General features: G+C 38.2%; 22 protein-coding genes and 1 pseudogene. 18 read left to right on the plus strand and 5 right to left on the minus strand.

Annotated features, from left to right (window positions below; genetic code table 11):
* Positions 1-57: 57 nt before the first annotated feature.
* The 13 genes and pseudogenes from QY304_00745 to QY304_00805 all read left to right on the plus strand — a co-directional run bounded on the left by QY304_00745 (position 58) and on the right by QY304_00805 (position 11,054).
* Positions 58-219, plus strand: a pseudogene (locus tag QY304_00745) (carbon storage regulator).
* Between the two features lie 1,300 nt (positions 220-1,519).
* On the plus strand, positions 1,520-2,572 hold the full coding sequence (gene dnaX, locus QY304_00750; protein ID WKZ26614.1) for a DNA polymerase III subunit gamma/tau: 1,053 nt from the start codon (positions 1,520-1,522) through the stop codon (positions 2,570-2,572).
* A gap of 61 nt (positions 2,573-2,633) precedes the next feature.
* Positions 2,634-2,948, plus strand: coding sequence for a hypothetical protein (locus tag QY304_00755; protein ID WKZ26615.1), 315 nt, complete (start codon positions 2,634-2,636; stop codon positions 2,946-2,948).
* Positions 2,949-2,981: 33 nt separating this feature from the next.
* Positions 2,982-4,910, plus strand: a complete 1,929-nt coding sequence (locus tag QY304_00760; GenBank protein WKZ26616.1) for a tail fiber domain-containing protein — start codon at positions 2,982-2,984, stop codon at positions 4,908-4,910.
* Between the two features lie 19 nt (positions 4,911-4,929).
* Positions 4,930-5,730: a hypothetical protein gene (locus QY304_00765; protein ID WKZ26617.1), complete on the plus strand. Its 801-nt coding sequence runs from the start codon at positions 4,930-4,932 to the stop codon at positions 5,728-5,730.
* Positions 5,731-5,918: 188 nt separating this feature from the next.
* Positions 5,919-6,296, plus strand: coding sequence for a hypothetical protein (locus QY304_00770; GenBank protein ID WKZ26618.1), 378 nt, complete (start codon positions 5,919-5,921; stop codon positions 6,294-6,296).
* A gap of 172 nt (positions 6,297-6,468) precedes the next feature.
* On the plus strand, positions 6,469-6,753 hold the full coding sequence (locus QY304_00775) for an RNA-binding protein (protein ID WKZ26619.1): 285 nt from the start codon (positions 6,469-6,471) through the stop codon (positions 6,751-6,753).
* Positions 6,754-6,825: 72 nt separating this feature from the next.
* Positions 6,826-7,593 (plus strand): alpha/beta hydrolase, encoded by a 768-nt coding sequence (locus QY304_00780; protein WKZ26620.1) that lies wholly within the window; start codon positions 6,826-6,828, stop codon positions 7,591-7,593.
* 42 nt (positions 7,594-7,635) lie between these two features.
* Complete coding sequence (locus tag QY304_00785; protein ID WKZ26621.1) at positions 7,636-8,889, plus strand: NAD(P)/FAD-dependent oxidoreductase; 1,254 nt, start codon at positions 7,636-7,638, stop codon at positions 8,887-8,889.
* Between the two features lie 75 nt (positions 8,890-8,964).
* On the plus strand, positions 8,965-9,645 hold the full coding sequence (locus QY304_00790; GenBank protein WKZ26622.1) for a YceI family protein: 681 nt from the start codon (positions 8,965-8,967) through the stop codon (positions 9,643-9,645).
* 168 nt (positions 9,646-9,813) lie between these two features.
* Positions 9,814-10,083 carry a helix-turn-helix transcriptional regulator gene (locus tag QY304_00795; protein ID WKZ26623.1) on the plus strand — a complete coding sequence of 90 codons (270 nt, stop codon included), beginning with the start codon at positions 9,814-9,816 and terminating at the stop codon, positions 10,081-10,083.
* 37 nt (positions 10,084-10,120) lie between these two features.
* Positions 10,121-10,603, plus strand: coding sequence for an NUDIX domain-containing protein (locus QY304_00800; protein ID WKZ26624.1), 483 nt, complete (start codon positions 10,121-10,123; stop codon positions 10,601-10,603).
* Positions 10,604-10,634: 31 nt separating this feature from the next.
* Positions 10,635-11,054: a hypothetical protein gene (locus tag QY304_00805; protein WKZ26625.1), complete on the plus strand. Its 420-nt coding sequence runs from the start codon at positions 10,635-10,637 to the stop codon at positions 11,052-11,054.
* 25 nt (positions 11,055-11,079) lie between these two features.
* On the opposite strand, the gene QY304_00810 is transcribed toward QY304_00805, so the two are convergent.
* On the minus strand, positions 11,080-12,873 hold the full coding sequence (locus tag QY304_00810; GenBank protein ID WKZ26626.1) for an ABC transporter ATP-binding protein: 1,794 nt from the start codon (positions 12,871-12,873) through the stop codon (positions 11,080-11,082).
* A gap of 110 nt (positions 12,874-12,983) precedes the next feature.
* Positions 12,984-13,763: a class I SAM-dependent methyltransferase gene (locus tag QY304_00815; GenBank protein ID WKZ26627.1), complete on the minus strand. Its 780-nt coding sequence runs from the start codon at positions 13,761-13,763 to the stop codon at positions 12,984-12,986.
* A gap of 346 nt (positions 13,764-14,109) precedes the next feature.
* Between QY304_00815 and QY304_00820 the strand changes: the two genes are divergently transcribed.
* Positions 14,110-14,820, plus strand: coding sequence for a hypothetical protein (locus tag QY304_00820; protein ID WKZ26628.1), 711 nt, complete (start codon positions 14,110-14,112; stop codon positions 14,818-14,820).
* 47 nt (positions 14,821-14,867) lie between these two features.
* Here QY304_00820 and QY304_00825 read toward each other — a convergent pair whose 3' ends face one another.
* From QY304_00825 to QY304_00835, 3 genes are all read right to left on the minus strand, one after another.
* Entirely contained in the window at positions 14,868-15,839 is a 972-nt protein-coding gene (locus QY304_00825) for a hypothetical protein (protein WKZ26629.1), read from the minus strand.
* A 110-nt stretch (positions 15,840-15,949) separates the two neighbouring features.
* On the minus strand, positions 15,950-16,096 hold the full coding sequence (locus QY304_00830; GenBank protein ID WKZ26630.1) for a hypothetical protein: 147 nt from the start codon (positions 16,094-16,096) through the stop codon (positions 15,950-15,952).
* Positions 16,097-16,342: 246 nt separating this feature from the next.
* On the minus strand, positions 16,343-16,810 hold the full coding sequence (locus tag QY304_00835; GenBank protein WKZ26631.1) for a hypothetical protein: 468 nt from the start codon (positions 16,808-16,810) through the stop codon (positions 16,343-16,345).
* A gap of 241 nt (positions 16,811-17,051) precedes the next feature.
* On the opposite strand from QY304_00835, the gene QY304_00840 reads away from it, so the two are divergent.
* The 4 genes from QY304_00840 to QY304_00855 all read left to right on the plus strand — a co-directional run bounded on the left by QY304_00840 (position 17,052) and on the right by QY304_00855 (position 21,798).
* Positions 17,052-18,557, plus strand: coding sequence for a hypothetical protein (locus QY304_00840; protein WKZ26632.1), 1,506 nt, complete (start codon positions 17,052-17,054; stop codon positions 18,555-18,557).
* Positions 18,542-19,573: a histidinol-phosphate transaminase gene (locus QY304_00845; protein ID WKZ26633.1), complete on the plus strand. Its 1,032-nt coding sequence runs from the start codon at positions 18,542-18,544 to the stop codon at positions 19,571-19,573. Before QY304_00840 ends, QY304_00845 begins: the two co-directional genes overlap by 16 nt.
* A gap of 102 nt (positions 19,574-19,675) precedes the next feature.
* Complete coding sequence (locus QY304_00850; GenBank protein ID WKZ26634.1) at positions 19,676-20,734, plus strand: ThiF family adenylyltransferase; 1,059 nt, start codon at positions 19,676-19,678, stop codon at positions 20,732-20,734.
* A complete protein-coding gene (locus tag QY304_00855; protein WKZ26635.1) occupies positions 20,731-21,798 on the plus strand; it encodes a hypothetical protein in 1,068 nt (355 codons plus the stop codon). Before QY304_00850 ends, QY304_00855 begins: the two co-directional genes overlap by 4 nt.
* The last annotated feature ends 1 nt before the right edge of the window (position 21,799 follow it).

Consider the following 21,799-nt stretch of genomic DNA (forward strand, 5'->3'; position numbering starts at 1 on the left):
AAAGATTAGAGCAAGGCAAAAGGGCAAAAAGTGCCAAACAAGAAACAGGGAGGTCCCATGCTGGTTTTGTCACGGAAGAAGGATCAAAAGATCGTCATCGAAGTCTTGAGGCCAGACGACACGACCGAACTCATCGAGGTCACGATCGTGGATATTCGCGGAGATTCAGTTCGAGTCGGCATTGACGCTGATAAAGAACATAAAATCTTCTGCAAGGAAGATCTGGTTGAAGGCGCTCTTCCGAAAACTGGAAGCTGTCCGTCTAGGGCCGTTCAAAACTCGCGCAGTGCCACTGGGCCGAATCCTCCGAACCTCAAAGGTCGTACCATGCGGTTTGGTCGCTGAAACAACCCAAAGAAGGAGGTGTTTATGTTTCCGCCTCATTTTCCGCGTTTGGTTTTGGTGAGAGGGTATGAAGACTTCTTACCACCACCAGAAGTGGTGGCCGAACCCAAGCCCTTGCGAAGCAGAAGTGGTCGTTACCACCGATCGCCTCGGATACGAATCAGACATATGATGAATCCGAGGAAGAGGCGAAGTGGGCGACGTCGCTGTCGCAATCAGAAGTGGTAAGGGTTGGCGGATGCCGGCCCAAATCCTGTTCCGTCAAGACGAGACGGACAGCGGAGCTGTCGTTTCCGAAAGTTTCCGAAAGGAGACCACGTATGAAGCTCTGGCTTGTCGTTCTTTGCTACCTCGCTCTTTGCTGACCCCGCCATCCGGGTCAGCGTGAGGCCCCGCCGTTCGCACGGTGGGGTCTTTTTTTGGCTAAAAATAAGGGTGTATTTCATTATTGGCTATATCCCATACCCTAAACCCTAATTTATATTTGACAAATAAAACGCTTTGTGCTAAGCTGTTAAGCAGAGGAGATAGAAAGAGGGAAGCGTAGTGCGACCCTCCAAATCAGCACATTGTTTAAGGGGGTGGTATGCCTTATTCCGGTTTTCCTCCGTAGCGGTCTGAATAAGACCGTCCGGAGGTGGAAGATGTTCGTTGCCCACGACTTCGAAAAGTCGCGGGCTGGATGTTAACCTCAGAAAGAGGAGAACCCAAAATGCGGGTGATCATCGCTCTCCAGAACATCATTAACTGACCCGCGCGCCGCCGGCTTGGGCTGATCACATTGGGTGATCGGCTCTGCCAGCCAAGAATTTGTGCTTTTCGCACAAATTCGCATTCTGGAAGGAGGTCTATGTGATCAAGAGTATTTGAGGGGCCGACCCCCACCCCTGCCGCAGGGTTAAGCGGTCCTTGCCAAGGGTCAAGGTGACGGCCTCTTCGCAGGCCAACCCTCAAACCAAACGTTGTTTGTACCGGGCCTCATCGCGCACTATACGCGATGAGGCCTTTTTCATTTTCATAATATCCCAAAAGGTTTATAATTCTTTGTATGAATCCAGTACGAAATCATAGTGTTATCAAATTAGGAATTACTGGAAGAAGTGGAAATAGTGGTCGAATTAATTTAAATTTAATTTTTCAATACGGAAATTAAAAATTTCCTATTTCGTACGGGATGAATGAAGAAATCGCTTTGTATAGAAAATACCGCCCGCAAAAATTTAGCGATGTTTTGGGGCAGGACCATATCGTCAAAGTTCTTGAGGGTTCGGTTCGCCTCAAAAGAATTTCGCACGCCTATCTTTTTACCGGCGCGCGAGGCACCGGCAAAACCAGTATTGCCAGAATTCTGGCCCGCGAGATCGGTTGCCAAGAAGAAGACCTTTACGAAATTGATGCCGCTTCAAACCGCGGTATAGACGACATTCGCGAGATTAAGCAATCAGTCTCGGCTTCGCCCTTTCGCTCACCCTATAAAGTTTATATCGTGGACGAAGTTCATATGTTGACTAAAGAAGCCGGGAACGCCCTTTTGAAAACTTTAGAAGAACCGCCTTCTTATGTTGTTTTTATTTTAGCCACCACCGAGCCGGACAAATTGCCAGAGACGGTTATTTCCCGTTGCCAAGTTTTTAATTTTAAAAGACCAAGCCAAGTTATTCTGCGTGATATGGTTTCGGCGGTTGCCAAAAAAGAGGGTTTTTCTCTTGAGCCATCGTCGGCTGATTTAATCTCTCTGCTTTCCGAGGGCTCTTTTCGCGACGCTCTGGGGATTCTGCAGAAAATTTTGAGTTTTTCCAAAGACAAGAAAATTTCTATTAAAGAAGTTGAAATGGTTACTGGCGCGCCGAAGGGTGAATTGGTCAACAAATTTATATCCTCAATCGCTAATGGCGAATTAGAAAAAGGATTACAGGCGATTTCTGAAGTTGTGGGTCAGGATGTTGATATAAAGACATTTCTGAAAATTGTTTTGCAAAGAATCAGATTTACTCTGCTTTTGCGTCTGAAAGCCGGCTTGGATGAGGAAATTGAAAAAGAGTTGAAAAGTGAGGATTTCGAATTTCTTAAAAAATTGGCGGAGCAAAAAGATTCCAAAGTTAATTCTCATGCTTTACTAGAACTACTAGATGCTTACGAAAAAACAAACTCGTCACATATTGCGCAGTTGCCATTGGAGTTGGCGCTTGTAAAAATTCTCAAAAAAGATTCTGCTCTGGCCGAATAAGTTTTCCACACTTTCAGATAAAATCTGGCCGATTTCGTGTATAATTTAAAGGTAAATTTAGATGGATACTTTAAATATCGGCATTAAGCCGAAAGAGCCAAAAAATGGCAAGGGAATAATTTGGGGCGCGATTGCCATCTTGGTGGTCGTTGCTTTGTTAATTTTCTTTTTCTTTTTTATGCCCGCCGAAAAGCCGGCCTCGTCTTTGTTGACGGAGGAAGAAAAGCAGCAAGTCAGGGATGAGCTAGCGTTGCCGCCTTTGATAGAAATTACTGAAGATATGGCTGAGGAAATTAAGATAGATCTCTCTTCGCCGCCGACGGAAGAGTTGACAGACGAGGAAAAGGAAAGAATCCGAGAACAATTAAGAAACTAATTTTATAAATTTTATTAATCGTAAATAGAGAATATGCAAAAAATCAATTTTAAAATAATCGCTCTGGGACTGATTGTCGGTTTAGCCGGCATTGTCGGAGTAAATTATGTTTTAGCTCAATGGTCAGCGCCAGACGAAGCGCCTCCTGAAGGTAATGTTTTTGTGCCCGTGAATGTAGGGGATAAACCTCAAGATAAAAATGGTGTATTTAGAGCAAACGGTTTGCGTTCTTTTGTTGATTTGTATGTAGACGAAAAAGTTGGTATTGGAACCACTAATCCGAATACCAAATTACATATAGTTGGCAACGATGGTGTTCAAATTCAGAGAGCCAACAATTCAGGTTTTGCTAATGTTTATTTCAGAACCGGTACAGATGATAACACTAGATCATCCATTGGTTTTATACCGGCAGGAGGGGCTAATGATTTAGTTTTTAGAGTAGGTAATTTAGTTGAAAGAATGAGAATCACTTCTGCCGGCAATGTTGGAATCGGGACAACAAATCCCGGGGCGAGGTTAGAGGTTAACGGTCAAGTTAAAATTACCGGCGGCTCACCCGGAGCCGGTAGGGTTCTGACTTCCGATGCAGCCGGTTTGGCAAGTTGGGCCACTCCTTCCGGTGGATTGCCTGGTGGAAGCTCTAATCAGACACTTCGTCATGACGGTAGTGGCTGGATAGCAAGCAATAATATAAAAAATAACGGAACAAACGTAAATATAGGTCCTGATGGCCTGACTAGCGATCGTCTTAGGGTTCAGGGACATTTAAATATTTCAGGCAACGGAATTTTGAAAACAAACGGAAACAGCGGAACAACAGGTCAAGTCCTTACTCGGACAGATTCAGGGATGGCTTGGGAAACACCGGTTGGTGGTGGCGGTTCAAATTTCTGGACTCAATCTGGAAATTTACTTTTTCCAAATAATACAGCATGGAATGTTGGTTTAGGAATTAATACTCCAAGTTCAAAATTGCATATAAAAGATAGCGAAAATATCTTAACTAGAATTGATAGCGCTAATGCAAATCAACAAGCCGCCATATCTTTTGACGATAGGGGATCTTCTAAATTTATAATTGGTAAGCAGACAAACAACGGCTTCTTTATGTGGAACAATAAAGGTGGAAATCAAGGATCTTTTGATTTTCTGACCTCATCTCCGACTGGTCCCCTGTCTCTGCGTAGCCAAGGATTACTTTCTTTAAATGCTAATCTAAGTGACGCTGGCCTCCCAGGTATTATATCTTTCAGAACTCAAGACGTAGCTCGTATGGCAATTGGAGTGGGGGGAGGTTTAGCAATTGGACCTAATCCAGACAGTGTGGATACTACTGGTAGACGTTTATTTGTTTATGGCTCTGGAAACACTGTATTTAGGCATGTCGCGGGCGATAGCACGGGAGAAACATCAATTGACCTTGTCACTACGGGGCAAGGTGGTGGTTCCGGACACAATCTAAGTAAAAACTGGTCTATTATATCGAGGGGTAATAGCTATATTCCTGCCGGAGAAAGAAATGATCTGTTATTCTCATTTTATGACGGACCTGCTGGCGGTCAATGGACTGAAGGAATGCGTCTCAAAAGAAACGGAGATCTGCACGATTTAAGGGTGACAGGTGATGTTTATGCTAAAAATTTTAATCAATCCTCTGACGCCAATCTCAAAACTAACATCCAAAATCTTTCCGACTCGTTGGCAAAAATTATTGAACTTCGGGGCGTAACTTTCAACTGGAAAAATCGGGTTGATGAAAAAGAAAACATCGGCTTCATCGCTCAAGAAATTGAAAAGATTTTCCCTGAACTAGTTCATGGCGAAGACGGCCAAAAAAGCGTAAATTACGTCTCTTTGGTCCCTGTCCTAGTTGAAGCGGTCAAAGAGCTTGATGAAAAGAATAAAGAGCTTGAAGCTCGTCTTGAAAAACTGGAAAAAAGATTGGGAATCAGTTTTTAACTTTTTCTCATAAAGCTAGATGAAAAATCTAAAAAAAATCAATCAGAAATCTCTGTTTTTTATCGCCGGCGTTTTGGTAGTTGTTGCGGTTATTGTTTCTCTAAATTTGTCGGATAAAGTTTTCGGCGCGACTGGTGGCGGAGGCGGAGGTGGAGCTGGCGGTGGCGAGATAGATGGCGGAGCAGGGGCGACTTGCACTTTAACTGGCTTCGCTTGGAGCGGATATAAAGATAAAAGCGGTATCGGTTGGATAGGGTTTGGCCCACAAAATAATTTTCGTGTTGTTGTTGACTCAGATGGTTTACTAAACGGCCATGCTTGGATTGGTGATAATACTGCTGTCAATGATAACGGTGAAGAAGTTGGCGCCATCGGTTGGGTGAAATTCGGCGGGCTCTCTGGTTTTCCAAATGGTGGAGGGACCAAGGCGGTGAACGCAACACTTGATTGGGAGAGCGGAAAAATGTCCGGTTGGGCAAGAGCTTGTAGCGCCGCTCCAAATCCAGAAACTTGCTCCGGACAAGGGGCTCATCCTAACGCGGGTGGCTGGGACGGCTGGATAAGTTTGAGTGGAACTACCGCTGACGGTGATTCTTACGACGTCTCTTGGAATTCAGGCACTCAACAATTTGAGGGCTATGCCTGGGGCAGTAAAGAAGTCGCTGGTTGGATAAGTTTTGCAGGTAACAATCCTAACTATGGCGTTACTTTTACGACCAACACCTGCAAGGGTTCGATTGGAGATGGTGGCGGTGGCGGGTTTGATTATTCTGTTGATATCCCAAATCTTGTTCTTACGTTCCAGCGCAAGGATCATTAAACCATCCCGTTTTTATATCTCTTCAAGGCGGTTCTTCTCAAGAAGTCAAAATAGAAAATGTTTCAGATAACCCATCTCCGTTTGTTACTGTATCTGCAGCAGGTGATAAAAACTCTTGTGATCCAGATTGTACCGTAGAGCTTTTAGTCAGTTATGATTTAAGCAGTTATAACGGTGTCGGTGAAAACTTGTCTTACACAATTACTACCAAAAGTGATGGGCTTAGTGACAAAACTAGTCCATTTATTATAACAATCCGAGTTTTATCCGACGAATTAAGTTGCGCTCCGCATCCAACTTTTGCTTTAGTCGGTCAAGAAGTCACTTGGACAGCCGACCCGGGAAATCTTAAAAATGTGGTTTCCTATGATTGGTCGGGAGATGAATTAGAGGAAACGACTATTGAACCAGAAAGAAGTGTGAAAGTGAAATATAATTCTGTTGGCCATAAGAACGCTAAAGTAGATGTTTATTACAACTGCACGGGTGATGTCTGCGAAACAAAATCTGCTCAATGCTCTCCGTCTGTTCAAGTATTCTCCGACATTCTATTCGAGCATCTTTAAAACTTTTCCCCATTGACTTTTTCTGCTACTCGTGTATACTTGTCTTTGAGTAAGCGCATTTCGTTTAAGCAAATTTAAGTTGTTTCTCCTTGTTTGGGGTTCTTAGTTTGGCTTAAAGAAGGGTTCGACGTCTTACGCTTTATAAGAAAAACACTTAAGCCAAACGAAGTAAATGACTAAGCTTTATGTCGGTGGTCTGCCTTACAGCACCACTGAAAACGATTTGTCCGATCACTTTTCAAAAGCCGGACAAGTTGCTTCGGCTGCGGTAATTTCCGACAAAATGTCGGGACGCTCAAAAGGTTTCGGTTTCGTCGAAATGGCGACTCCAGAAGAAGCCAAGAATGCTATTGAAATGTTCAATGGCACTGAAATGGGTGGCAGAAAAATTACTGTTGACGAAGCTCGGCCAAAGGAAGAAAGGCCAAGAAGAGACAACTTCAGAAGAGATTACTAATCTTTTTTGAGATTTTCTCGGAAAAGCCCCCGCTTTGGCGGGGGCTTTTCCTTTCGTGCTAAAATAGTAGTTATGTTCATTTCTCGCACAATTTTCAAAAAAGAAATAATATGCGAATTTTTGCCTCCAGCGCGTAAAACAAAAAGACAAAAAGTTATAATTCTTTGCCCGGGCGCGCCTGGTGCTCCACGTAGGGACGAAGTTCTAAAACTTATCTCCAAGAAGGGCTTTTGGGTTTTTAATCCCAGATATAGGGGCACGTGGGAGAGTCACGGTAAATTTTTGAAAAAGTCTCCACATCAAGATATTCTGGATATTATTTCGGAATTACCTAAAGGTTTTAGTGATTCTAAAACAGAGAAGAAAATTCGACTAAAACCCGAGAAAATTTTTCTTATCGGTTCAAGCTTTGGTGGCCCGGCTGCTATTTTGGCTTCAAAAGACAAGAGAGTGGAAAAAGTGTTTTGTTTTTCTCCAGTTATTGATTGGTCTTATCCGAGTAAAGAAGAGCCCTTAGATTTGTTTGGGAAATTTATAAGAAAATACTTTGGTCGAGCGTATGATTTTGATTTAAAGGATTGGAAAAAACTTAAAAAAGGCAACTTTTATAATCCTATTTCCGAAACAGAAAATTTAGACGGTAGAAAAATTTTTATTATTCACGCCAAGGACGATCGGGTAGTTTCTTACAAACCAACTGTCAAATTTGCTAAACTAACCGGCGCCAGATTAAAACTGCTTCGGAGAGGAGGACACCTCGGCACTCGTTATCTTTTAGTAAAAAATCAAGCGATGAAAGATATTTTAAAATTTTTTAACTCCGAACAAAAAACATTCTAATATTCTATAGAATGTTGGAATGTTTATCCGTAAAATTTAAAAATGATTAATAAGAAAAAAATTATTATTATCGGCGGGGGATTTGGTGGTATATATGTGGCCGGTGGTTTGAAGAAAATGGCCAATCGGGAAATGGCCGAAATTACTTTGATCAGCCCACAAAACTATTTTCTTTTTACTCCGCTTTTGCATGAAGTGGCGACCGGTGGTCTGTCCCCGACAAGTGTTGCCGAGCCAATAAGAGAAATTTTTCGAAAAGATAAAATAAAATTTATTCAGGCCGAAGCTGGATTGATAGACACGGACAGGCAAATTGTCTCAATCGAGGGCGATAGTTTGTCGTATGATTTTTTGGTTTTGGCGACCGGCGCTGAAACAAATTTTTACAAAATTCCCGGCGCCGAGCGTTATGGATTGCCGCTCAAAACTCTAACTGATTCAGTAAAGATTCGCTCTAGAATTATCGATGCTTTTGAAAGGGCTGCATTGATCGCCGATTACGATCTACGAAAGGAATACTTAACTTTTGTAGTCGTTGGTGGTGGGGCAACCGGGGTGGAAATGGCAGGTGAAATAGCCGAATTCGCGCTCAAAACCCTGTCTTTGTATTACCGCCGGACTTTTTGCCAAAAACAAGAAATTAGAATCGTTCTCGTTTCTTCAAGTGAACAGATTTTAAATATCTTTCCGGAAAATATGAGAATTTGGTCGGAAAAAGTTTTGGCTAAAAAAGGAGTTGAAGTTTTGAACAAAACTTCCGTCAAGTGGGTTTCGGAGAGTGGAGTTTCTTTAAGCGATGGCAGGGAAATAAAAAGTCGGACAGTGATCTGGACAGCCGGAGTGTCTGCCAAGATTCCAAAATTTACAAAGTCTGTGGCACTTGATGAGTCGGGCCGCATTATAGTTGATGAATGTTTGAGAATGAGGGGCTTGGAAAATGTTTTTGTTTTGGGCGATACTGCCAATTTTAAAAATAGGGGAGAGGAAAAAGCGTTACCGATGTTTGCGCAGGTAGCGGTTGAACAATCTAGTTCGGTAGTTAAAAATATTAAAGCCGGTCTTGAGGGGCAGGAAATTAGTCCTTTCTTTTACAGACATAAGGGTTTTTTGGTTTCTATTGGTCAATGGCGGGCGGTTGGCGTGGTCTTCGGGCTTGGAATTCAAGGTCGCTTTGCTTGGTGGCTTTGGCGGACAGTCTATCTTTTTAAGTTTATTTCTTGGCGGAAAAAGCTCCGAATCGCTTTTGAATGGACTATAAATCTGTTTTATCCGAGAGATACGACTAAAATCGGCTAATTTTTTGTTTTGGGTCTTTTTATCTCTTTGTGTATAATGTGATTAAGAATTAAATTATAAGTCTAAAAATAAAAAATGAATAAATCAGTAATGTTCCTCGTCGTTTTAATTGTTCTGGGTGTGGGTGCGCTTTTTGTATTTTCTTCAAATAATGACTCTATACCTTCCGGCGCAGAGTCAGATACTGAAGAAATGGTTGCTGGAGAAGCGTTTGAATTTACAGGTACACCTTTCGTAATTTCTTCTGGAACAAGCACGGTTGTTTGGGAAGGCAGTAAAAAACTCGTTCCAAATTATAAAGATTTAGGAACTTTGGAAATAAAAGAAGGCCGATTTTTTGTTGATGGTGATATTTTACTCGGCGGGGTCGCGGTCTTTGATATGAATTCTATAAAAGTTTCAAGTACTGGAATTCTAGCCAACGAGAATCTTCTGGAAAGACATCTGAAATCAGACGACTTTTTCTCTGTTGAAAATTATCCGACGGCTGAAATTTTAATCTCAAAAGCTGAAGTTACAAGTGAGGGCCAATACCAGTTGAGCGGGACAATGACAATTAAGGAAATTGCGCAGGAAGTTTCTTTTCCAGCCAGTGTTTCTATCGGTGAGGATGAAATTTTGATTGAGGGTCGTGCAAGTTTTGACAGAACTCTTTGGGATATCCGATATGGTTCGGACAAGTTTTTTGACAACTTGGCTAACAATGTCATTGACGATCTCTTTACTGTTGAATTTAAAATTGTAGCGAATAAATAAATTCCGGCCTCTATTTTAGTTTTTCACCCCCTTCCTGTTTTTTTCCGCTTTTCCCTTTGATTACAACATTCCAACATTCTATAGAATGTTGGAATGTTGTGTGTTAAAATAAAGAAAATAAATTTTAAGATAAAATAAAATTAGAAAATTGAAATAAGAGAAAATAAAATGAAAACAGCCAAACAGTTGGAAAGATATTTCAAGGGGTCAGCCAATCACTGGCGGATTGCTATTTTGCTTTTAGTTGAAAAAAATGACGGGATTACTGTGGAGGGAATTACCAAAAGTTTTGACAAATCTGATTTTAAAAATATTTCCCAACACACTCATCGCTTGGTTCAGGCTGGTCTTTTAAATAAAAAATACCAAGGGCGGCAAGTTATTCACCGACTTTCGCCTTATGGATTGGCCTTTGTTAAATTTATAAAAACATTCTAATATTCTATAGAATGTTGGAATGTTTTCTTGGTAAGAAATGAAAAAAATAAAGAGAGTTGGTATAAGAATATTGGAATTTTTAAGGAAAATTTACTGGTTTATTTTTCGTCCCAAAACGAGAGGAGCAAAATGTGTCGTTGAAAATGATGGTAAAATTCTTTTGGTAAGATTGGCTTACGCTCACAAGGGCTGGACAATTCCAGGTGGAGGCGTCGACAAGGGCGAAACTTTTGAGGAAGCGGCGAGAAGAGAGCTTTTTGAAGAGACCGGTATCTTTGTAAAAGATTTAAGTAAAATTTACGAGTATTTTTCCAATGTGAATTATAAGCGTGATACAGTCCATGTTTTTTATACGAAAATTAAAAAGAATCAAAAAGTCGATGTAAAAATAGACAATTTTGAAATACAGGATTATCTATGGTTTAACTCTGAACAAAATTTGCCTGAACCTCATGCCAAAAGGTTGCCTGAACTGATTAAAATTTTAAGAACCAAAAGGGCTCTGGATAATTCAAATTGACTTAGAAATTTTGTGTTAAACTAAAATTAACATGGAGAAAATGAACAAACCAAGCAAAATATTTTTAGCTCTCATAACTCTTTCTGTTTTATTAGTCATCATTGCGACGGCCTATAAGTTTTTATGGCTGAAGGATTATGATTTTTATGTTGAAGCCGTCTGTGATCCAGAAATTGAAATCTGCTTTTACCGAGACTGTTCTATTCCAGATGACTGCCCACCAAACGGTTTGGAACATTACCGGGCTTTTGAAGTGCCGGCGGGAGATTTTTCAAACTGTTCTGATAATTCTTGTTTAGCTGAATGTGTAAGCGGTAAAATACAATGTAACGAATTAATTTGCGACGAATCTGAAGGGTATGAATGCTCTTTCCCAACAAATCTTTATGAAGAGCTTGAATTGGAGGTAGAAGCGCAAGACGCCATCTTAGAAGACCCTCAAGCTGAATAAGTCTAGCGTTGGTGCTGATAAAAATCTATTCACCGACAAACCCGTGACTTTGTTGTTTCCAGAGGCGGTAATAAAGCCCATTTTTTGAAAGTAATTCTTTGTGTTTGCCCTGCTCAACAATTTCGCCGTTTTCCATAACGACTATTCTATCCATTTTTTGTATTGTGCTTAATCTGTGAGCTATAACAATTGTTGTTCTGTTTTTCATAAGTTTATCAAAAGCGTCTTGGATGTATTTTTCGCTGATAGAATCAAGCGAGCTTGTTGCTTCATCCAAAATTAGTATTGGCGCGTCTTTCAGCATGGCTCTTGCGATTGCAACTCTTTGTCTTTCTCCTCCGGAGAGTTTTACCCCTCTTTCGCCAACATAAGTATTGTAGCCCTTCGGAAATTTATTGATAAATTCATCAGCATGAGATTTTTTCGCCGATTCCTGAATTTCTTCTTCAGTGGCGTCTGTTTTGCTATAAGAAATATTTTCTTTCAGGGTTCTATGAAAAAGAATTGGTTCTTGCGGAACATAAGCGATTTTTGTTCGCAGGTCATCTTGGGTTATAGAGCTAATGTTTTGTCCATCTATGAGCACTTCTCCACTTTCTATGTCGGCGAATCTTAAGATTATTTTAGTGATTGTGCTTTTACCAGCACCTGATGGTCCAACCAAACCGACTTTTTCCCCCGGCTCAACATTCAAAGAAAAATTTTTGAAGACAGGATTTCGTGTGCTTTTTTCATCAACTTTTTTGTTGTAGTAAAAACTGATATTTTTTATCTCTATTTTGCCGTTGGAAATAAGGCACTTTTCTGGCTGTATTGGATCTCTGACCTCAAGCGGTTCTTCGAAAATCTCAATCATCTCTTTAGCTTCAGCTAGGGATCTCATGATTCTTGTGAAATTTCTACCAAGAGTCCACGTGATGTTAAAAGCCGCGATGATGTAAATCTGCATAAGTATTATTGTTCCAGCTGAGACCATCCCGTTTATCCAGAGATAAATTACAGAGAACATTCCTACAAATTCAAAAATTCCTATAAATAGACCCTGAAACAGAAATTGAAGATTTTGAAAATACCACGCGTCTCGCCTCTTTTTTTCTTCATCCGCCGTTGTTTCAGCAAAACTCAAAATTTCTTTTTCACTCGCTGAAAATATTTTTACATTTAGTATGTTGGTTATAACGTCTGAAAGTCTGGCTGTGACTCTTGAATCTGCTTCAGCCGTTAATATGTCTTTTTTTATTTTAATTCTAATAAAAGGAATTGAAATCGCCACAAATAAAGTAAACCAAATCAAGAAAATTATTCCGAGCATGGGCGAGAAGTATGTCAGGACAGCAAAAGCAAATACTAGTCCAAGCCCTTTCATCCAAATTGTAAAAATTATCTGATCATATATTTCTTCAAATGCCCTCAAATATCTTCTTATTTTTGCCACTAATGACCCTGAAAAATTGCTGGAAAAGAAATGGTATGAGTGCCGACTGACTCTGGCGAAAGCGTCGTCCGCTAGGTCTTTTGCTGCTTTGCTTTGAGAGTAGGCGATTGAATAATCTGCAAGTCGAAAAAGCGTGCTGTATAAGAAAATTACTCCTCCTAGCATAAGTATGGTCATTATGAGCGATCTGGATAGTTCTTCCGAAACTTCACCCAAAGACACGAGATCCATGATTTTTTTGTATAAAAGGGGAGAAAAAATATCTGTCAAAACTACAGCCGAGCCAAAAAGCGCGAAGGTCAAAATGACCGTCTTTTTGTATCTTTTAATGTGGGGCCAATAGTATTTGAATATCAGCTTTACTGAGATATTTTTATTATTCATTTGGCGGACAATATTTTACCACAAAACGGGTGTTGGAGGTTGTTTTTTTAAAATTAATCTTCATATCCACCAATTTGGGGTGGAGTGAGCGTCGAGTGTCATTAGACAGCTCAAAGAGACTGCGCGTATTTCGCGCGGTCTTTTTTTATAGATTTTCTTTTTTCTGTTTTTTTAAACACTAAATATAGCCACTGATTTTTTTTAGAATTTTTATGTTTTTTGATATTAGCAATAAAATCTTCTCGTCCTTTTGCAGATTTAAAATTTCTACTCATGACTGGAATTTTACTAAAAGTAATTATCTCATCGGCTGTTTTGCTATATTCCTTAACTGATTTAGCAATGAGAGTTAATTTGTTGTCTTTGGCCCAGGAAGTTAAGTTTTTAAGATTGTAAGGTAGAGGATTTCTTGGCTTATTTTTAAAATACCTATAACTAAAAAATTGATCAGGCAAATTAAAAGCGAATAGTCCATCATCTTTTAAAATATCAGAAATATTTCTAAAAGTTGTTTTTATCCTCATTTGCCAGAAAGCAGAATTACAAATGACTACGTCTACCGGCTCTTTAACAACTTTACAAAGATTTTCAGCTTCGGCCACGATAAACTTCATATTTTTTCTATTCTTAAATTTTTCCTGGGCTTTCTTTACCATTGCTTCCGCTTGGTCAATAGCGATAATACGAACATTGTCTCCAACAGCGTTTATAATTTCTTGTGTTGTTGCTCCAGTTCCAGCTGCTAGGTCAATTATTGTCATTCCTGGTTTAACATCTGAAATTTTTACTAGATCTCGACTAGTATTCTTATACATAGAAAAACCAGTAGCATATTTATCATATGCATTTGCATTTTCTTTTGTATTCCAACTTATTCTGTATTTACTCACGATGTTAGATAGAATATAACCTATTTATAATAAATAAAAGAGGAGCGAATAGAAATCCGCTCCTTTACTGACTTCAGCCGTCGTTGCAGGCGGCGTTGAGGCGATCGCAGCCATTGCGAAACTCTCCTTTCGTAAAGAACCTACCCAACCTCTCCGTGAACACTCACAGAGATAAAGGTTAGATCTATACTTATGTTGGCGGGGTGGTGACAGAAATTTAGATCTTAAAAAATTAGTATCTTTAAAAACTGACCATTCTGGCCGCGTGTTTTTACTAAAATTTCTTTTGTTTTTATGATACCTTGCTCTAATCTCTATGATTAAACTAATGTTATAATACGCCGAAATGATTAGAAAAAGAATTTGGTCAATAAAAAACTTTTCTTCGGAGGCGTTAAAAAAATACGATCTGTTTTGGATTGGTGAAATTCATGGAATTAGGGAGAACTATAAAGCCTACAAAACGATCCTACCTTATCTTGCGAAGAACGGCTTTAGAAATATCTTGTGGGAAATGCCTTCTGATTTTTCAGAAAAAAGTGAATATACTGAAGACGCGAGAATTAACCCGTTTTCCATCAAATTTTTAAAGTGGCTTAATGAGCAGATTAATATAGGAAATATAGACAACCTTACTTTTTTTGGTGAGACAACCCCAGAAGATTACGGTGGCATAATACCTGAAGATATACACAGCAGAACAATTGTCCGCGAAAACAGGATGGCGGAAGAAGTAATAGATAAATCACGCAACACTAAAAGTGTGGTTATAACAGGTAATTATCACATAATGAACTTGGCAAGTAAGGGAAGAGGAGAAAAATCTGCAGCTGATTTTATAAAAGAGAAAAGCAATCTTAAAATTTTAAAAATATATTTAGATTATTCTGGCGGGACATTTTACAATTACGGCTACAAAACACTAATAAAAAAGAATTCTTATAAAGAAAGTAATTTAGAATTTGGTACGATAAGTCGACACGGTGATAAGTTCTTTTTCCATGTGGGTAGAGTCAATGCTGTATTTAAAAGTCCCAAAATTAAAACTACCAAATAAAAAACCCCAACTGCCAAGTAGCAAGCCGGGGAATAATGATCGGAGCATCAGTCAGGTATCTTTCCTGACCTCAGCATTTCAATGAACATGTCAGACATGACAACCCCAGTTAGGAACTCAAGCCAGAGCCACTGCCCGTTGGGATTCAAGTCGACAAAAAACTCTTTCCCGTCCTGATCCACCAAAAAGTCCATTGAGCTGAAGGGAAGGTTGAAGTGATTAAGCACACCGAGGATTTTATCCCGCATATCTTTGGAGATACTGTAGGGGGTATACTCTACCTTCCCCAGCTCTCCTGACCTGATATCAAGAGGGCGGCCGCCTTTCATTGTTGCTTTGAAAGCGAAGAGATGCCTCCCGATAGCCACAATACGTAGCTCGTGCAGTACCGATATCTTTTCTTGGAAGATGGTTGGGCAAACGTAGAGTGAAGGATTTTCAAGGTCGTCCCTTGTAACTTCTTGAGTACGCAAGACATGGTAAGTGTCTTCTGATTCTACAAAGGGCACCTTGAGTGATTTTACGACCACCCCATTTGCACACTCATGGTAGAATGTTTCAATCAACCGGCGGTCCCTAGTTATGAGTGTCTTCGGTACGTTCAAGCCGACTTCGTGGGCGACAGAGAGTTGGTTTGGTTTTACTCTGGCTTTGTACAGGAGCCATGGCGCAGTTACCCAAAAGGCGGACCCGAAAGCAAAGGTGATGCTCTTGATCCACTCCTTGGTTTCTCCCTTGAAGAATTTCAAACCGACTTCGTCAAGCATCTCCGCCGCCTTCTTATCTGAAGAAGGCCTTCGGTACCAGACAGATCTAACATCTGTTTCCGTGACAGATTCTTGCTCTCTGCAGTCCAACAAAGTCAGCTGATTGGAGTCCGGTTTGAGACCAATTTCGTATCTGTCCAGTTCGTTTGTGTTAAACCTGAAGACTTGTACGCCAGTTTCCTGCATTCTTGAGCAGATAAAATCAGCATGGGTGTCGAAGTCGCTTGTGATAACTAAGGTAACGTCTTTCATTTTTGCACAATCCTTTTTCTTCTGTTTGACGTTCCGTGATGAAATTACCCGAAGATACTTTGAAAGTATCTTCGGGTATGTAGAACGAAGTAGCCGTTGAAGCTCAGTCATCAATCCGACTGAGCATCGTCTGCCACCGGCGGGGTGCGGCAGTAGGTATCACCACTGCAAACCGCAGAAGCAGAATCAGGTTCCGGTTGATTTTCGCTTTTCGGGATTTCCAGAGACTTCTCGAGGAGAAATGGTTTGTTTTCCATTTTCAGTCCTTTTCAAAGAACCACTTCTAACCTCTCTGTGAACACTCACAGAGATAAAGATTAGATCTATACTTATGTTGGCAGGGGGGCGTTTGTTGTCAACTTCATGCCAAAAAATTATCCACAGGGTGATTTAGCTTGGTTTTATGATTTGTTTTTGAGACTTTGTTTTTACCTATTGCTTATTATCAACAACCCCATCAAAAACCATTTACATTTGGGGTTCTTGTTTTTAATAAAAAGTTATTAGATATTCCCTTCAGCTTTTCTCTTATATTCTTCAATAGATTCAAGGCCTACTTCTGCCCTTAAATTATTGACTTTGGCTTCATCTTCAATCGGTAAAAATTCTATCTCTCCTTCAACTATCTTATATTGAGTTCCATATTTTTGTTTTTTCCCTTCCTGAATTCTTATCTTATCAACAATAAATGCTTCATCTTTATTTTCAACACATCCTTTTTTATTTTTTATTTCCTCATAAATAATTTTAATATTTTCAAGTGGCTGATGAAGAGTTAAAATAATTCCTGCTCCGTACCCTTCTTCGTTAGATGTATTTTTACAGGGGAAACCTTTATTTTTGAAAATATCAAAAAAACTTTTGGAAATATGTTTATTTATTTTTTTAAACTCTTCTTCAGAAATTTTCCCTTGCCTCAATAACTCAATGTTTTTCTGGTCTTCTTCAAGTAGATTTTTTATCTCGCCCATGATTTATGATTTTATCATAGAAAAAGAGCCGCCACCTTATCAACAAACAACTTGGTTTGGAGTTTACACCACCTGAAAGGAGTGATAGAATACAAAAATGCTGAGTTTCGGTCATGGTATTTGGATGGAACTGAAGGAAGATAGAATTTTGAATCTTCCAGTGTTTTTAGTAGTTCCAAAAGAATTAAAAATTTTATAAAAGATAACAAAATCCCGTTTTTACGGGATTTTGTTTTTTTAGATGACTAACAGAAAGACAGGTACCGATATAAACAGAGAAATCTTATATATAAATAAGAAAAAAGCTTCTTTCTGGCAAAGTCTAGGAAGAAGAGAAGTTCTTGCTTTATTCAAGTCAGTTTCTAAGAATGTTCCAGCTTATAGAAAATTTTTAAAAAAATCTAGAATTAGTCCGCAAAAAATTAAGTCATACAATGATTTTTTGAATATACCGCAAATAAATAAAAAAAATTACATAAGCCAACATCCCATAGAAGATCTTACAAAGAAAGGTTCCTTATCTAAGCCTTTAATTTTCACTTCAACTTCTGGTTCAACTGGTAAATCTTATTATTTCCACCGTTCTTTCAAGATAGACAAGAATACTTCTATTGCTCACGAGTTGTTTTTTTTAAATGGAAATTACAAGAAAAACGAGCCAGTGCTAGTTATTGTATGTTTTGGTATGGGCGTTTGGATTGGTGGACTTATTACTTATCAAGCTTTCAGAATAATGCAAGAAAACGGTTATAATCTTTCTATAATTACTCCTGGCATAAACAAAGAAGAAATTTTTAGAGCACTGAAATCAATAGGGCCATCTTTTAAAAATATAATTTTAGTCGGTTATCCTCCTTTTATTAAAGATATCGTAGATGAAGCACCTTCTAAGGGTATAAATTGGCAGAATTTTAAAACTAGAATTATTTTTGCGGCTGAACCTTTTACAGAAAAATTTAGGGACTATATTGCAAAAAAAGCAGCTGTCCGTAATGTATTTCTTGATACTATGAATATATATGGAACTGCGGAGCTAGGAGCAATGTCTTTTGAAACTCCTTTGAGTATAATGATTCGCCGCATTTGTGTGAAAGATGTTAGGTTATTTCACCATATCTTTAGTCCTATCAATAAAACTCCAACTTTAACTCAATACATACCGTCCTTTATTAATTTTACATCCGATGACGGAAACATTTTGGTTACAGGTGATAACACGATACCCTTAGTTCAATACGCCTTAGGAGACAGGGGGGGTGTATACTCTTTTAAAGAAGTAATAAAACATTTAAAAGAACTTGGTGTTGATATAAAAAGAGAAGCTAGAAAAGCGAAAATAGAAAAGGAATTATATGAATTACCTTTCGTATATGTATATGAAAGAGATGATATGTCGACTCATTTTTACGGCCTACAAGTTTATCCTGAGCCGATAAGAGACACATTGCTTAAACAGCCAGCCTGTGATTATTTAACCGGTAAATTTTCGTTAGAAACTAAATTTGATGCTAGGCAAAATCAATATTTTACGGTGCATTTAGAGCTTAGAAATAATCACGGCCTTCCTAATGTAATTAAAAAAGCTGTGTTGAAACTGATCGTTGATAGCTTAGAGAATAAAAATTCTGAATACCGGGAATTACATAAATTTTTAGGAAAACGAGCTTTACCCCGTTTAGCTTTCTGGCCAAATGGAGATCCAAATTACTTTAAATCAGGAACCAAACAAAAATGGGTAAAAAAATAAATAGAAAGGAATTTATTTGGCTTGATCGAAATGAAAGCTATTTTTTCCTCAACAGACGAATCCTGAATAAAATAAAGAAATTTGATAGTTCTATAATAAGTAGATACCCAAGATATGGAGAACTAAAAAAGGTTTTAGCTAAAAGATATAACTCAAATCCAGAAAATATACTTTTAACTAACGGCGCCGAGCAATCAATCCGGCTTTTCATTCAAACTTTTTTTAAAAAGGGTGATAAGGTTCTACTTCCAGCTCCGACATTTGTAGTTTTTACTCTAGCTCTTAAATCAATCGGTATAAAACCAAATGTAATATTTTACAAAGAACTTAATAATAAGTTTATATTTCCTACTGCAGAAGTCATATCTGCGATAGACAAAAAAACAAAAGGAATACTGTTATGTAATCCAAATAATCCTTTAGGTTCTAGTATCACACGGAAAGAAATTTTATCAATATTAAATAAAACTAGGAAATTTAAAATTCCAGTAGTTATAGATGAAGTTTATTCAGAGTTTTCTGGTTATTCTTCAATTAAGCTTACAGAAAATTATAAAAACTTAATTATTATAAAATCTTTCTCCAAAGAATTTGCTATGGCGGGTCTGAGGTTAGGATTTTTAGTCGCAGAAAAAGAAATGATAAATAAACTAGAAGAAAAAAGAGACTTACCTTGGGCGGTAAATCACTTTGCCATCCATACAGCAATGATATTGCTTAGAGAGAGAAAGTATCTCAGGAAAAAAATTAAAGAAGTTTTGAAGATAAAAAAAGAGTTAGTAAATTTTTTAAGACTTAAAGGTTTGAAATGTTATGAAACTGATACAAATTTTGTGATAATAAAACACAAAAATTATAAAAAGTTACTTAAAAATTTAGCATTTAAGGGGATATTTCTAAGTGAGACATCTAAGTACGCTTACGGACAAAAATTGTTAAAAGGGACTATTAGAATGGGTGTGCCCTCAAAAGAAGATTTTAAAAAGATAAAACAGCGTTTTAGTAAAATTCACTAATTTTTAAAATATTTTTCCCTAATCCTTCTACCCAATCTTTTTGACATGATAAAAACTATTTTATACTTCCTGAAATTAAATAAATTATGTTTTAATTAAAGTATGAATAATAAGCCAGTATTTATAAAATCTCCAAAAGAGCTTGCCGAAATAAACCAGCAGAAATACAAACCCGTTTTTGTGGATGCTTTTTCAAGGCAAATAAAAGAACTTTTTTTTATTGAAAATCCGAGATTTTCTGTAGAAGACAAAAAAGAAGTATATCGGAGTGGGGAATTCAAAGATTTTTTAAAGAAAAAAGAAAAAGATTTTGTTCTTATTTATTTCCCTTGGAGTAATCGTTTGATTAAGTGTGTCAAAGAAAATGATTATTTCAAACTCAAAACCAACCGCAATAGAGATTTAATAACAGAAAAAGAGCAGAAGAAATTGGCAGATTTTACTGTTGGCGTTGTAGGACTTTCGGTAGGTGCCAATATGGCAACTGCCTTGATTCACAGTGGTTTCTCTAAAAATATTAAACTCTCTGATTTTGACGAGCTTGATACCACAAACTTAAACCGAATTAGGGCAAAGGTTTCAGAAATTGGAGACTCTAAAATTAGCATCGCCAGCCGGCAAATTTTTGAAATTAATCCATACGTTAAGATAAACTCTTTTCCTAAAGGATTAAATAAAAAAAATCTAAAGAATTTTCTGGCAGGTAATCCGAAACCCAAGCTTGTGTTTGAACTGATTGATGATTTTGAAATGAAGATTTTATTAAGAAAAGAAGCTAGGAGATATAAAGTCCCTGTAATTATGCTTACAAGTTTAGGAGACAGCGTTTTAATTGATATAGAGAGGTATGACACAGAGCCGAAAACAAAATTATTTAATGGAAAAGTAAGTGAAAAAGTTTTAGACAAAATCCTTGCTGGAAGTTTGAGCGAAAAAGAGAAACATCAATGCGCTATAGATATCGTTGATGGGAAAAATCTTCCATCAAAAGTCAAAAATTCAATAAACCAAATTGGTAAGACCCTCGCCGGTCGACCTCAACTTATGTCGACTGTAACCGTCGCTTCCGGTATTGCCGTTTTCCTTGCCCGAAAAATCGCTCTTAACGAGAAACTTAAAAGTGGCAGGAAGCTAGTGAAATTTAATAATTTTATTAAATGAAGGACGTAATCAAAGAAATCCTAACCCTCGCAGTTAATGCCCCCTCCGGCCACAATTCCCAGCCGTGGACGTTTGAGGTGAAAAATAACTCTATTTTCGTTTATAACGTTCCAGATAAAGATAAAATTCTATTCAACTGGAAGCAGAGGGGATCTATGATTGCTCACGGTGCTTTGATTGAAAATATAGCAATAATCTCTTCAGAAAAAGGATATCGGGCGGACATAAAAATTCTTCCAAATGAAAAAGAAACCAATTTAACCGCAGAAATAAAACTAGAAAAAAGCTCGGAAGATTGTTCTTACAGGCATCTTTCTCCCTTCATCTTAAAACGAACCACTAATAGAAGACCTTACGAAATAAAATCTCTTGGAGACACAGATAGGGAGGCGTTAAAGAATTTTATGGAAAAACATAATAATTCTGGATATGAAATTCTTTTGACAGAAGACAGGGAGAAAATCAATCAAGTGGTAGGACCTTTTAGTGCCGGAGATAGGTTACTTTTTGAAAATTTTTACGTTCACAAATCTCTTTTTGATAATGTAAATTGGACACTAAAAGAAGAGCGAGAAAAAAGAGAGGGTTTATATTTAGGAACCAAAGAACTTAATTTAGCGGAAAGATTTTTATTTAAATACATAATGAGTAAATGGAGTTTTGTTGAGAATCTAAATAAAATCGGCTTTGCAGAAAAAGCCGGAGAAAAAAGAGCAGAACTTTACAAAAAATGCTCGGCTATGGGTTTGGTTACAGCTCCCAGTGATTCTCCAAGAGACTTTATAAATTCAGGAAGGGTTTTAGAAAGATTCTGGCTGACTGTAACATCTCTTGGTTTAAGCTTCCAGCCTGTATCTGTTGGGCTTCTTTATTTAGGACAAAGGTGTAAAATAGAAAAACCGGAGGAATTGACACCCGGACAATTTGAATACGTTAGAAAAGCATATGGAATAGTGGAAAATGTGTTTAATGTTACTGATAAGATTCCGACTTTCAGCTTTCGAATCGGATACGCACCACCACCTTCTGCTAGTTCGCTAAAAAAATTGCCGGAGATTGTATAAT

It is taken from the genome of Candidatus Paceibacterota bacterium (assembly GCA_030583745.1).
GTDB lineage: Bacteria > Patescibacteriota > Minisyncoccia > Phycocordibacterales > BOKC01 > BOKC01.